The 13,457-nt window shown below is 54.5% G+C and carries 7 protein-coding genes; 5 read left to right on the forward strand and 2 right to left on the reverse strand.

Annotation, left to right across the window (positions count from 1 at the left end; all coding sequences use genetic code 11):
- Positions 1-10 precede the first annotated feature (10 nt).
- The 3 genes from ACYZUD_RS03690 to ACYZUD_RS03700 all read left to right on the forward strand — a co-directional run bounded on the left by ACYZUD_RS03690 (position 11) and on the right by ACYZUD_RS03700 (position 10,064).
- Positions 11-8,347 carry a two-partner secretion domain-containing protein gene (locus ACYZUD_RS03690; protein ID WP_462022660.1) on the forward strand — a complete coding sequence of 2,779 codons (8,337 nt, stop codon included), beginning with the start codon at positions 11-13 and terminating at the stop codon, positions 8,345-8,347.
- Positions 8,344-9,210: a PoNe immunity protein domain-containing protein gene (locus ACYZUD_RS03695; RefSeq protein ID WP_462022661.1), complete on the forward strand. Its 867-nt coding sequence runs from the start codon at positions 8,344-8,346 to the stop codon at positions 9,208-9,210. Before ACYZUD_RS03690 ends, ACYZUD_RS03695 begins: the two co-directional genes overlap by 4 nt.
- A 233-nt stretch (positions 9,211-9,443) precedes the next feature.
- A complete protein-coding gene (locus ACYZUD_RS03700; RefSeq protein WP_462022662.1) occupies positions 9,444-10,064 on the forward strand; it encodes a tyrosine-type recombinase/integrase in 621 nt (206 codons plus the stop codon).
- Between the two features lie 116 nt (positions 10,065-10,180).
- Here the strand turns inward: ACYZUD_RS03700 and ACYZUD_RS03705 are convergent, their stop codons facing one another.
- Positions 10,181-10,399: a hypothetical protein gene (locus ACYZUD_RS03705; RefSeq protein WP_017736579.1), complete on the reverse strand. Its 219-nt coding sequence runs from the start codon at positions 10,397-10,399 to the stop codon at positions 10,181-10,183.
- Positions 10,400-10,625: 226 nt separating this feature from the next.
- On the opposite strand from ACYZUD_RS03705, the gene ACYZUD_RS03710 reads away from it, so the two are divergent.
- Both ACYZUD_RS03710 and ACYZUD_RS03715 read left to right on the forward strand, forming a co-directional pair.
- Positions 10,626-10,958, forward strand: coding sequence for a hypothetical protein (locus ACYZUD_RS03710; protein WP_462022663.1), 333 nt, complete (start codon positions 10,626-10,628; stop codon positions 10,956-10,958).
- Positions 10,959-11,238: 280 nt separating this feature from the next.
- The gene (locus ACYZUD_RS03715; RefSeq protein ID WP_462022664.1) at positions 11,239-11,859 is read left to right on the forward strand and encodes a hypothetical protein; all 621 of its coding nucleotides are present in this window, start codon (positions 11,239-11,241) and stop codon (positions 11,857-11,859) included.
- A 143-nt stretch (positions 11,860-12,002) separates the two neighbouring features.
- On the opposite strand, the gene ACYZUD_RS03720 is transcribed toward ACYZUD_RS03715, so the two are convergent.
- Positions 12,003-13,070, reverse strand: coding sequence for a hypothetical protein (locus ACYZUD_RS03720; RefSeq protein ID WP_462022665.1), 1,068 nt, complete (start codon positions 13,068-13,070; stop codon positions 12,003-12,005).
- Between the last annotated feature and the right edge of the window lie 387 nt (positions 13,071-13,457).

Consider the following 13,457-nt stretch of genomic DNA (forward strand, 5'->3'; position numbering starts at 1 on the left):
GATCACCTACATGGACGTTCGCCAATTCGCCTACCTCGCTCGTCAGCCTTCAGCGCAGGTGAACAACCGCGAACGTTTCTGGGGCATGCCCAAGCGTGGAGTGGCGTTCCTGCTGGCCAACGTCATGTTCTGGCAGCCGCTGTGGGCCCAGGCCGACGGCATTGTGGTCGCCACGCCGGGCACCACGCTGGATCATGCCGGCAATGGCGTGCCGATCGTCAACATCGCCACACCCAATGGCAGTGGTCTGTCGCACAACCAGTTTGTCGACTACAACGTCGGCGCCCAAGGCGTGATCCTTAACAACGGTTCCACCCAGACCTCGGCCACACAACTGGGCGGCATCATCATCGGCAACCCGCACCTGAAAAACAGCGGCTCGGCGCAGACCATCCTCAACGAAGTGGTCGGCGGCAGCCCAAGTCAGTTGCGCGGCTACACCGAGGTGGCGGGGCAGTCGGCGCGGGTCATCGTCGCCAACCCTTATGGCATCACCTGCAACGGCTGCGGCTTCATCAACACCCCACGTGCGACGCTGACCACAGGTAAACCGGTGATTGACGGCAGTGGTCGCCTGGAGCGTTTTCAGGTCGACCAGGGCAGCGTCGCGATTGAGGGGGCAGGGCTCAACGCAGGAAACGTCGACCGCTTCGAGATCATCACTCGCAGCGCGAAAATCAACGCCGAGATCCAGGCCAACAACCTGACCATTGTCGCCGGCCGTAACGACGTCAATGCCCAGACCCTCAACGCCACCGCCCGTGCCGACGATGGCAGCCTCAAACCGCAACTGGCTATCGACTCGTCCGCGTTGGGCGGCATGTACGCCGGGGCGATCAAACTGGTGGGCACCGAGGCCGGGGTTGGGGTGAAAGTCGCTGGCAACCTGGCTGCCAGTGGCGGTGATATCCAGATCGATGCCAACGGTCATCTGAGCCTGGCGCAGACGTCGGCGGCGGGCGCAGTCAATGTCAAGGCAGTGAGCCTCGACGCGCAGAGTGCGGTGTATGCCGGCACCCGTGTCGACATGCAAACCCAGACTGACCTCAACAACGCCAATTCCATCGCTGCCCGGGACAGCGTGACCCTGAATGCCGGAAGAGCCTTGACCAATAACGGCGTCATCGAGGCCGGGGTCAATGCTGACAACAGCCGTAATGCCAAGGGGGATGTCAGCCTCAGCGCGCAGACGATTAACAACACCGGTAAAAGTGTGATCGCCAGTCGCGACCTCACAGTCACTGCCCAGCAGTTGCTGAGCAACCAGGGCGGCACGTTAAGCGGGCAGCGCCAGGTCACCGTCAATGCCGCCACCTTGGACAACCAGAGTAAGGGCCGGGTGCTTAGCGCAGACCGCCTCAGTCTTACCGCAGATAAGGTACTCAACAATCAGGGTGGCTTGATCAAAGCGCAGGGCCAGGTCGAAGCCACACTGGGGCACCTGAGCAACAACGCTGGCGAAGTGTCCAGCCAGGGTAACGCCACGTTGATCTTGGGCTCACTGGATAACAGCAGCGGCACACTGATGGCGCAAATGGGGCTCGACCTCAGCGCGAGCGCCGCGATTAAAAACCAGGGCGGGCTCGTTTCCGGCTGGCAAGGGCTGACCATCACAGGCACGCATCTGGACAACAGCAACGGCGGTACGCTGTCCAGCCGAAGTGGTGATGTCGGTATCCGGCTGAGCGGCGCCCTGGTCAACAATGCCGCAGGTGCTGTGGTCAGTCAGAAAGCCTTGATCATCACCGCGAGCAGTCTCGACAACAGCGCCAAGGGCAACATCTCCAGCACCACTGACCAGACGATCACCGTCAGCGGTCTGCTCGACAACTCGGCAGAAGGGCTGCTGAGCAGCGGCGTGGCCATGACCTTAAATGCCATGGCGTTGAACAACGTCGGCGGTACGGTCAACGCGTCCGGCGACCTGGCGTTCAATGGTACCGAACTCAATAACAGCCAAGGCACCTTTACTGGTCAACAGGCGATCACCCTCGATCTTTTGGGCGCGCTCATCAATACCCAGGGACGAATGTCCAGTTCAGGGCCTTTGCTGATTCAGCGCAGTACTCAGGTTAATAACCAGGGTGGTGAGCTGTCCAGTCAGAGCTGGCTTAGCCTGTTCACGGGCGAGCTGAATAACAGCGGCAAGGGCACGGTTGCCGCCGGTGACAAACTGCTGATCACCGCCGGCGGTAATGTCGACAATACAAACGACGGGCTCATCGCCAGTCGCAATGGCGACTTGGAGTTGGATGCCGGCAGCCTCGCCAATGCCAAGGGGCAGTTGCAAGCCAAGCAAACGCTGCACGTGGAGGTAACGGCAGACGTTGGCAACCAGGACGGCCAGATCGTGGCCAAGGAAGGCAAGCTATCCGTCAAGGCAGCCAACCTTGATAACCAGCGTGGCCGCCTCGCCGCGTTGAACGATGAGGTTCGTGTCGAGACCGCCGTCAACGGCACGTTCGACAACCGAAATGGCTCGGCGTATGCGAAAACCTTGCTCGAGGTCGACGCCAAGGATCTGGACAACAGTGACGGCCAGATCAGCGCCAGTCAGATTGGCTTGAACCTGCAAGGCGCCCTGAACAATCGCAATGGCCTGATCGAAAGCCTGAGCACCCTGGCGACCACCGCCGCCAGCCTCGACAACCAGAACGGTCAGTTGCGCGCGTTAGGGATTGCCGACAAAACCCATTTCAATATCGGTGGCACCTTCGATAACCGCGCCGGTCGCCTGGAAACCGCCAACACCGACCTGAGTATCGAGGCCACTGGCTTTAAGAATCAGGGCGGGAGCCTGTTGCATGCAGGTAATGGCGTGTTTGGTCTTTCGATGGCCAACCTCAATGATGTTGGCGGTCGTCTGGTGACGCAGGGCGACCTGACCCTGGACACCGACACGTGGACCAACAGCACCTCGATTCAGGCCGAGCGCCTGACAGTCAACGTCAAGCACTTGATCCAGACCAGCACGGGACAGTTGCTGGCTGCCACTCACCTTGAAGGGACAGGCACCGATTGGCGAAACGATGGGCTGATCGGCAGTGACGGTACCCTCAATATCGACCTGACGGGCAGCTATGCGGGCAAAGGACGCGTCAGTAGTCTCGGCGACCTGAAGCTGCACGCAGACACCTTGGAACTGCAGGCCAATGGCAGCGTCGCCGGTGGCCATGACACCCAGATCGATATCGATGCCTTACTGGTTAACGCCGGACGCATCACCTCCAGCAACAACCTAACCCTGAAGGGCGGCGACATCAATAACAGCGGCACCCTGGGCAGCGGTAAAGACCTGTTCATCAACACCGCGACGCTTCTCAACGACCACGGGCTTATCTCCAGCGGTGGTAACGCGCAGCTGCTGGCCACAAGTTTCACCAACCGCTATGCCCAGGTGTACAGCCTGGGCTCGATACTGATTGCCAAGGACGCCGCCCAGGCCCAGGCCGATCTGTTGGATAACCGCTCGGGAGGCATCGAAAGCCTGGGGGCGATGACGATTGCAGCCAGCACCATCAACAACGTGATGGACGTGCTGGAATACACCCCGAATGAAAAAACGGCGACCAGTATCATCCGTCTACCGTGTGAGCAGATTCCAGGCGCTGGCTGCGATGCTCGCGGCGGTGGTCGTATCAATGGCCTTTGGGAAATCTATGAAACCGATCGCCTGAAGGTCACCAAAAGCAGTGCTGCGTCCAGCTTGAGCAGCGGCGCGGACCTGTTGATCAACACCCAAACGCTGACCAACACCAGTAGCACCGTGGCGGCCGCCGGTAACCTTCAGGTCAATGCGACCACCATCAAAAACCAAGGGTTGCAAAACCAGGAAATCCACACCGTTCGGCGCTATTGGAGTTTCGTTAACGAGACCGGCAATGCCGCAGCCCTGGCAGACGTCTTCAACGCTCGAAACAACCCAAATCCATCGGCCTCGTTTGCCTCGGACCTGAGCGCCTTCCTCGGCTGGATGGGCGTGTTGCTGGCGCAAAACAGTACCGTCACCGATGGCGATCAGTCTTTCGCTGCGGTCATTCAGGCAGGCGGCAGTGCCAATCTCAATGCCGGTCAGACGCTCAACAACAGTGTGGTGCGATCGTTCTATGCCTACGTAGGGGCGGGTCAAACCCAGGCCGACACCAGCGCCGGCAGCGGCTACTCGACACCTGTCTTCATCAACGCCCAGCTTCCCCCGGAAGTGGCTCAACAGCAGGTCAACCCGGTGACCTTGCCGGGTTTCACCTTGCCCACCAATCAGAACGGATTGTTCCGTTTGAGCAGCCAGGGCTCCAGTGCAACCACCGCACCCAGCCCTCTGGCGATTGCGGGTCTGCCTGACAAATCGGCGCAATCCAAACCGCACAAATACCTGATCGAAACCAACCCCGCGCTGACCGACCTCAAGCAGTTCATGAGTTCGGATTACCTGCTGAGCAACCTCGGCTATGACCCGGACACCAGCGCCAAACGCCTGGGTGATGGCTTCTACGAACAACGCATGATCCAACAGGCTGTGCTTGCCCGGACAGGCCAGCGCTTCATCGACGGCCAGGACAGCGACGAAAAACTGTTCAAGTACCTGATGGACAACGCCGTTCAGAGCAAGCAGCAACTCGACCTCTCGGTCGGCGTGAGCCTGACGGCGGAACAGGTCGCCGCCCTGACCCACGACATCGTCTGGCTGGAAAACCACGAAGTGAACGGCGAGCAAGTGTTGGTGCCCGTGTTGTACATGGCCCACGCCGACAACCGCCTCGCTCCTACGGGGGCGCTGATTGCGGGCAACGACGTCAGCCTGATCGCCGGGCAGAACCTCAACAACGTCGGCACCTTGCGGGCCAGCAACAACCTGTCGGCGGTGGCGGGTGAAAACATCGTCAACAGCGGCCTGGTGGAAGCGGAAAAACGGCTGGATCTGTTGGCGGGGAACAATCTGGTGAACCGTGCTGGCGGCATTATTGCCGGGCGCGATGTTGGTCTTACCGCGATCACTGGAGACGTGGTCAACGAACGGACCGTTACGAATCATCAGAGCAGCGGTGGTGGATACACCCGGCAGGAGCAGCGGGATTTTGCGGATAGCGCTGCGCGGATCGAGGCGGGTAATGACCTGACCGTGAAGGCGGGGCAGGACATCAACATCATCGGTGGTGCACTGCAAAGCGGTCAGGACATGAGCTTGAGCGCGGAGCGAGACATCAATGTTTCCTCCGTTCAGGTCAGCAACAGCGTGGCGCAGGGTGGCAAATACACCAGCGACGACACCACGCAGCTCGGCTCACGCCTTGACGCCGGGCGTGATCTGACGGCCGACGCTGGGCGCGACATAGCGGTCATCGCCAGTGATGTCGATGCCGAGCGCGATCTGAGTCTCGACGCCGACGAAAACCTCACCATCAGCTCCGCCGCGAACGAACAACACTCACTGTTCAAAAGCAAAGAATTGAAGATTCAGGAAGACCACGTCAGCCAGGTAATGAGCAACGTCACGGCGGGGGGGGATGTGAAGTTGAGTGCCGGCCAGAACATGGCCGTGATCTCCAGTCGGATTAATGCTGGCGATGAAGCTTATCTGGTGGCAGGTGACCGGCTCGACATTCTCGCAGCGCAGGACACGGATTACTCACTGTTCGACAAAAAGAAGAAGGGCGGTTTTGGCGCGAAGGAAACCCAGCGAGATGAAGTGACAGATGTGAAGAACATCGGGAGCGAAATCTCTTCGGGTGGAAACCTGATACTCAAGAGTGGTGGGGATCAGCTTTATCAGGTCGCCAGGCTCGATAGTGGGAAAGATCTGACGCTCGACAGTGGTGGGAGTATTACTTTTGAAGCGGTGAAGGACTCCCATCAGGAAAGTCACGACAAGAGCAGCAGTAGCTGGGCTTGGACCAGCATGGAAAGCAAAGGTCAGGTCGACGAAACACTGCGTCAGAGTCAGTTGCTGGCTAAAGGTCAGACCCTAATCAAAGCGGTTGATGGATTACACATCGATATCAAAGACATCAACCAACAAAGTGTCAGCCAAGTTATCGATGCCATGGTTCAGGCTGACCCGAGTATGGCCTGGCTCAAAGAGGTTGAAGCCCGGGGGGATGTGGATTGGCGCCGGGTAAAAGAACTGCACGACAGTTGGGATGAAAGTCATTCCGGGCTAGGAGGACCGGCGATGATCGTTATTGTGATCATCGTTGCGTATTTTACGGCGGGTGCAGCATCTGGCCTTATTGCATCCAGTACGGGAGCAGCCACAGGTTCTGCGCTGGCAACGGGTGTAGCTGCAACCGCAACGACAGAGGCTGTTGCTGCCGGTTGGGCAAATGCTGCTCTTTCCGCTATAGCTGCCTCGGCTGCCGGCACCGGTGCAGTAAGTACGATCAACAACAGAGGCAATATCGGCGCCGCACTCCGGGAGACCTTCAGCGCCGAAAACATGAAGAACTACATAGTGTCCGGTGCTGTGGCAGGCCTTGCTGCCGGCATCTTCAACGAATGGACTAGCACTAAGACAGATCCCGGTCTTCCTCTGACTGACTCCACCAATGGCGTTCTAGCCAACACCGGTAAGGTAGTCGTAAATAACGGCGGTGGACTGAGTAGTCTGGAAGGCATCACTAAATTTGCAGCCAATCAGGCGCTGCAAAATAGTACCGCTGCGCTGCTAAACAAGGCTTTGGGCCGTGAAGGTAGCTTGGGAGATGCCCTGCAAAGTAGCTTGGTGAATGCATTTGCCGCTTATGGTTTCAATCTGATTGGGGACATTGGCCTCGCGAATAATCTACCCAATGGCGGCCTCGCCAAAATTGGACTGCACGCCCTTATGGGCGGTCTGGCCTCGCTTGCTGCGGGCGGAGACTTCAAGACAGGCGCATTGGCAGCTGGCGTTAACGAGGCATTGGTCGACAAGTTGGCATCGGTTTATTCCGGGATGCCGAAGGAGGAGCGTGATCGGCTGCTGGCCATGAACTCTCAATTGATCGGTGTGTTGTCGACCTCGGTTCAGGATCCGGATGCCGACACTGGCAAGCTGCAACTCGGGGCTTGGGTCGCGCAAAACGGAACACTGTACAACCGTCAGCTACATGCGGAAGAGCAAGATTGGATCAAAGAACATGCAAAAGAGTTTGCCGAGAAAAACGGTATCAGTGAAGAGCAAGCCCTGAAGGATTTGAGTCAGCAAGCGCTCAAGAATGTCGACTTCCTGTGGCGATCTATTTTGAGTGACGGCGATAACAGCGCAGCCCAAGCGTTTTTGAGTACATCCGGGAAGACGTTTATCAATGACCTAGGCAGTCAACAGGCGCTGTTCACCGCTGAGGGTCAGCAGTTGTTCCGGCCAGAGATGTTTGCGGATACCGCTGACCCAAAGTTCTATCAACAATTCGTCCAAAGCGGAGTCCGTCGTGAACTGAGTGCAGGCTTGCTCAAAGAGCTCAAGGACTCTGGGGTTGCCATAAAAGATGGCGCCGTAGATCTCGCAAAGCTAGCAGCTGAGAACCCTAGCGTTGTGCTGGACGGGTTGCTTGAAGGTGCCAAAGGCCTACCCAAAAGCATAATGGATGGGTTCGTTGAGAGCGGTCACGCGCTTGGGGAAGGCGCCGCAGTAGGCCTCAATGAAGATCTGACAAAAAAACTCAATGCGATCTACGGCCAGGATGTCCATACGGCGCAAACCACGCTGCTGGCCATCCGTACACTTTTGGCGGTATCTGGAGCGGGAGGCGCCGCGAAGGTTGGAGGCAAGCTATCCGAAAAGGCCGCTGAGGTTATTGGCAAAAAACTGGATGAGGTCATTGATCGCTTGGCGGAGCAGGCCTTTATAAAAAGTGGAGGCATTGTTGATAGCAAAGGCAATGCGCTGATCGATCTGAAATCCCTCAGCAATGATCAGAAACGAGTCATCGGAGAAGTGTTCGGTGAATCGACCGTGCGACAAATAGTGCCTGAGGGCGAAAAACTGGCGAGAATGCAAGGGGTGGGCGAGACCGGTATTGACGACTTGTTCCGGGTCAATCGTCCGGATGTAGATTATGTGGTTATCGAGTATAAATTTGTTGGTGACCCCAAAAAGGGCGGCAATGCGAGTCTGATAAATACGAATGATGGTAAACAGGGAAGTGAAAGCTGGTCACTGGGAAGCGGTCGGTTGGAAAAAGCTGTGGGAATTGACTCAGCTCGTGATATAGCCGCAGCCATCAAGACAGGCCGTACTGAGACATGGGTTGTGACCACTGGAGCAAATGGGTCGACTGAAATCCAGGTGCTGGATTCTCTGGGCAAGCTAAAGCCCGTCGATACGTCAAAAATATTGGCTTCAAAAACAAATCTTTCAGGAGCACAGCCATGATCCGGGACTCAGTCGCGGGCGGAAGCTACTGGCGTGAGCAAGTGGCTAAAGATTTTGCATGGATAGGCAAAGCGGAAAAACTTTTATCTGAGCCATCACAGAATCCAGTATACGACCCTCAATTCTCATTTGATCTTTCAAGGGATATTTTGCGTCTTATTCTCCGGCGCTATTCCCAAGGCGATTCTGTTCTCGATATTGATCAGTTGTTCCCCCGACTTCTCGATACTTGGGAGTTGTCGAATGACCTAGCAGATAGGGTGTGTGCCGAACACAATCTCAAAACCTGCCGCGATTGGGTATTCGATCTATCGGACCTCAACCACTACATCTGGTGCTTCTGGCTGGTGGGGCTGGCGCTCGTCCTCCACATTCCTGACGATCAATGGAACCGACTGCTTGCCCTCATTGGTCAGGAGGGGCAGGACATCTTGCTGGACCGAGTGATCGCCAGGCGTCAGCATTCCCGTGCTATAGGAGCAGTTCTCCTGCATCCAAAGCCCTACACCCGACTGCTTGAAACCATTGATGCACCCAAAGAGCAACAAGCAAAGCTTCTGCGAGCGTTCGTAGACGCTTGGTATCCAGAACTCAATCGCCGTGGCAAGCAGCAGCCCTGGTGGTATCACTACGGTGACCCAGAAAAGCATCCTCTTGAGATGGGCAGCTATTTCGGACGATGGTGCATTGAGGCTGTTGCTGCGGTGGAGGTTTTCAAGCTGGATGACAGTCAGTGTTTGGGTCATCCACATTATCCCGGCGATTTGCTGCGCCCAAATGGTCCGAGCACGCACAGGGTGCCCACGGAAAGTAAAAAAAAGCGGAGTTGGCTGGGCTTCTTTAGAATCGGTCGAGAAAAATAACTGGTACATGAGAAACCATCATCTTCAGTTGAATGGCATCAGCGCCGACAACACAGGGCACAAACAATACAAACTGTGATTACTAGCAGGGCAGCAAACGCCTTCTGCCTGTCACGGATGACTTTCTCAGGAAGTTAAACTTCTTGTTAAGACAGGCAGCTTTGGGTCGGATAGCGACCATCAGCGATTGTGACTGATCCACTCTTGTCCTCCCCTCACGTGGAGGACGAGCCATGAACACTATTGCTAGATACCAACATCAGCCTTGGAACAAGGGAAAGCTTGTCGGGCAGAAAGCTCCGCTTCGAGTCAGAGATATCTGGGCTATCCGCGTAAGACTTCAGCTTGCTGAGAAGACGCGTGATTTGGCGCTCTTCAACTTGGCCATCGATAGCAAGCTGCGTGCCTGTGACTTAACCAAGTTGCGAGTCCGCGATATCGCCCATGGGGAGCATGTGTCGTCACGGGCGATCGTGATGCAGCAGAAAACTCAGCATCCAGTGCAATTTGAAATCACTGAGCAAACCCGAACGGTTCTGGAGGCTTGGATGCATCAGGCGCGTCTTCACAGCGAGGACTTCTTGTTCCCGAGCCGGTTGCACGCCTCAGACCATCTTTCCACCAGGCAATACGCTCGAATAGTCAAAGCGTGGGTGACAGCCATCGGCCTTGACCCAACCATGTACGGTACCCACACGCTACGGAGAACTAAGGCCTCGTTGATCTATCGCAGGACGAAGAACCTGAGAGCCGTACAACTCCTGCTTGGCCATACGAAGCTTGAAAGCACTGTTAAATACCTGGGCATCGAGGTCGATGATGCCTTGGAAATGGCGGAGCAGACGGAAGTCTGACCATTCACTGCGACGGTCGATGCTAGACCGTCGTTATCCGTCCCATAGCCGCTAGTCAATTGTGTCTACAAAATCGGGGGGCATTCAAATCAGAGGGCAGTCTTGCTCTGAGTAATTTATGACTGGCGTATCCTCAAAATGGAATCTGTAATGGCTTGAGCATTAGTGTCCAGCGTTTCCATGGCCGACATCGCATTTGCGGCGACACTGCCTACCCCGTTTTCTGAGAGCCACTTGGTTATTTCTTCTATAGCTGCACTTAAGGCGTGCTGGTTGTGGAGGAGCAATGTCAGAGCGTCCGCCGTGGCGATCTTGCAGTCTGAGTTATCTGGCATGGCGGTCGTCCTTGAGGAATGATACCGGAAGCCTAGCTCATCTCGTCTTTGGCTGAGACTGGCCGACAGCTGCCCGCTATGATAGGCGGCAGATAGACAGATGCTGACGCTCGCTGGTATCTGCTTTGGTGGCCTTCAGGTCAGACCCTGGGATGCTTTACTGCAGAGTCCGGCCATCCTGATAGAATCGATCAGGTTATAGATAACACCCTTCTGAGAAAATGGTATGAATACGGAATTGATGGAAGATGAGATGCGCCGGGCCCTATTCGGTGATTCTGAGCCCTCTGCGCCGACAATTAACTCAGACGTGCAGGACACAGTCCCGGATGTTGTGATCTTGCAACCGGTGAAGGCAGCGAAGAAAAAGGCAGTATCAAATGGCTTCACACCTAGGTTGAGAGTTACGCTCCGTGTGGGAAACGAATTTGAAGGCGAGATGCACGAGATGGTGCATGAGGCCGATACGCTGAGCTCCATAGTTGCAGAACAAGAAGCTACTAAGACGGCCAGAAAAAAATTCAGGTTTGTGGAAGTAGTCTCGGTCAAATCGATGTAACTGGGTACCCTCACTTTTCGCCCGCTGGGCATTAAAGCCGCATTCACTTACCGCGGGTCATCCAACAGATTCGTGTCGAATGAAGCCTCAAATATTAGGGCCGTTAGTCGTGTCCTGGACTGGATTTAACACTATCGCTCCATCCTACTCTCAATGTTTAACTGGTCGCCAACCCCAAGCCACATATCTGAGGGTGACGACCGGCAAAAGTCGACCCGAAGCAGCCATTCCTGACAGCTGCTAGAGTCGAGACATCGTATACAACGCGAGAGATTTACGAATGAAAGTCGGCGAGTCAGTACGTAAGACGCTTCTTGATTGGGACCAAGGCGAAGTCGAAGCAGCAATGATTCATGCTTGCAATGCAGTGAATGGCACGGCGAAGAAAGCCTATCCAACGCTAGGAGATGCTGCTGCCTTCACCCGATTGCTGAGAGCTAACTACGCAGTTCTCGGCCCAATGGGTGCTCCAGGAGTGGACTTAGTGAATACGCGTTTTCCAGTTGTTGTAAAAAATCCGAAAGCACCTGGCGGGAAACCTGATTTAGCTGACGTTGTATATGGAATTCACCGGTGCAGTCACGGACACGGGGATGAACTACCGGAGGGATTTGAGCTCGTCTCCAACTCAGCAGGCCCAACTCAAGTTACTCGGATGGAAATTGAACGCGGGAAGGTTCGGTTAAGCGATCGAATTATTTTCGGTCTTCTGGCCGTAGCGGTTTTCTCACCCATTAACTCAAAGCAGTCAGTCCCCGCTGGCTACTGGCTTAAATTCGGTAATCAGCCTGCACTTGAAATCAATGAGTGGTGGGGGCGAGCAGAGGACTTCGCAGCGATAGTAGCACTTGAGCCGTTACCGCTAGTGACGCTCGACTTTTCAATCTGGGAAAGCAATTAGGACAAGTCAATCTTCGTCTATGTCCTATGATGGCCTCTTCCAAGGCGAGTTGATTGAGCTTTCATGTCGCTATTGTTAGCGGCATGTCTGAGGGGGATATTTTAGGAAGGTTAAAGGTTTTGGTGTCTGCTAGAGTTTAGGCTTCACTTTAAACTCAAGATAAACTCTACCGCTTCAGATGCTGACTGAGCAGTTCTGTCCTTACTAATAATTTTTGATGGTGCATCCATAAAGCTGGCTGGTTCCTCTTCCACGAATAGGCTATCGTCGAAAAAAATCTGCATGGACTTTTTCCCCGAAAGGGAACTATTGAGAGTGTCGCTGACTCCCTGAGAGTAAACACTGTTTCGGAATGCAATAACAAAAGCATAATTTGCAAACTTTACGTAGGGGTCATCAGACTTCGATCCATCAAACTTCATCATGTCCCCCGTTTCTGTCTGTATTTGCCTATTTTTTAGTTCGTTGATCAATGAGGTTTCGATTGCTTTAATTTCTTTACTATCTCCTAGCTTAATAATTACACCGCGTTCTTGCTTTGAGGTTTTGTAATTGAAATTATAAGGATCTAGATCTTTTGTCGGATAGCATGATTCAATAAATCTGACGCCCAGCGCGGTGATTTTTACTTCACTGATTAGCCCGCGTGCAATTAGCGCTTTCAAGGCCAACTGAGAAATGCTTTCGGTCTGGAGATTAGTGAGAAAGTGTTTTGGATCGATTAGCTTGTTTTGAGAAATGCATGAATATCTTGTCAGTGTGTAGGTTTCTCGCAAGATATCCAGGTGTTCAAAAGCTAACTCTTTTAGAGAGTGTATGAAGTGACGTCTATGGGTAACTGGTACTAAGCCAAGTGCTATTGAGCGGGTGAGATTCGCATAGGGAGTGGTTTTTTCTTCCTCAATATCTGAAACACAAGCGTCAAGCAAAGCATGAAAATCGGCCGCATTCAACTCTGCATTGATCATTTTTTGATCAATAACTCCATCTCTAGAGAGCAATGTGCGATGAAATGCTACGATCCGCTTTTCGTTCCGTACCTGCACATAATCACGAGCAGCTTCTAGGCCGATTTTCGTAGCCTCGTATACGGCATTGGCTCCTGGTGCAAGGCTAATACCCATCTTGAATGCGAGGTCAGCAATTTTAAGAACAGATTTGGCTCCGTCTTTTTTAGACAGGCCAGCCGTATGGTTTAGAAAATTCGCCATGTGACACTCCCTTTCTCTGGCAGCTCGATTTTTCGTATTCTAAGGGAATCTACCGCAGCTCTAACGCCTCTTAACAGTAAAATGCGAGCGTAGGTACAGATCGCCATGGCGAGTAGTGTTTACCGGCTTCACGCTTTCAGCCTTTGATCGGCTCCAAAAGTAGTCATGGATGAGGAGTCCCACTTCCGTTTCATCACCGGATGACAGCAAGGTAGGGCTGTGCGGGCAACTTAGGGACATAATTTGGATGGCGTGTTCCACTGGACTGAGGAGTCGACATGAACATGTTTTTGGGGCATCAAGGGTTTACCGAGCGTGCCCAGTGCTATCTAAACCCAGCCGACTGCTGCTCCTGGCCGAAAGCTGTTCCATCACGAACGGCAACTA

Source organism: Pseudomonas sp. XS1P51 (assembly GCF_054897845.1).

Excerpts from the sequence above, each read along its gene's own strand:
- ACYZUD_RS03690 (WP_462022660.1), top strand. The coding sequence starts at position 11 with ATGGACGTTCGCCAATTCGCCTACCTCGCTCGTCAGCCTTCAGCGCAG.
- ACYZUD_RS03695 (WP_462022661.1), top strand. The coding sequence starts at position 8,344 with ATGATCCGGGACTCAGTCGCGGGCGGAAGCTACTGGCGTGAGCAAGTG.
- ACYZUD_RS03700 (WP_462022662.1), top strand. The coding sequence starts at position 9,444 with ATGAACACTATTGCTAGATACCAACATCAGCCTTGGAACAAGGGAAAG.
- ACYZUD_RS03705 (WP_017736579.1), bottom strand. The coding sequence starts at position 10,399 with ATGCCAGATAACTCAGACTGCAAGATCGCCACGGCGGACGCTCTGACA.
- ACYZUD_RS03710 (WP_462022663.1), top strand. The coding sequence starts at position 10,626 with ATGAATACGGAATTGATGGAAGATGAGATGCGCCGGGCCCTATTCGGT.
- ACYZUD_RS03715 (WP_462022664.1), top strand. The coding sequence starts at position 11,239 with ATGAAAGTCGGCGAGTCAGTACGTAAGACGCTTCTTGATTGGGACCAA.
- ACYZUD_RS03720 (WP_462022665.1), bottom strand. The coding sequence starts at position 13,070 with ATGGCGAATTTTCTAAACCATACGGCTGGCCTGTCTAAAAAAGACGGA.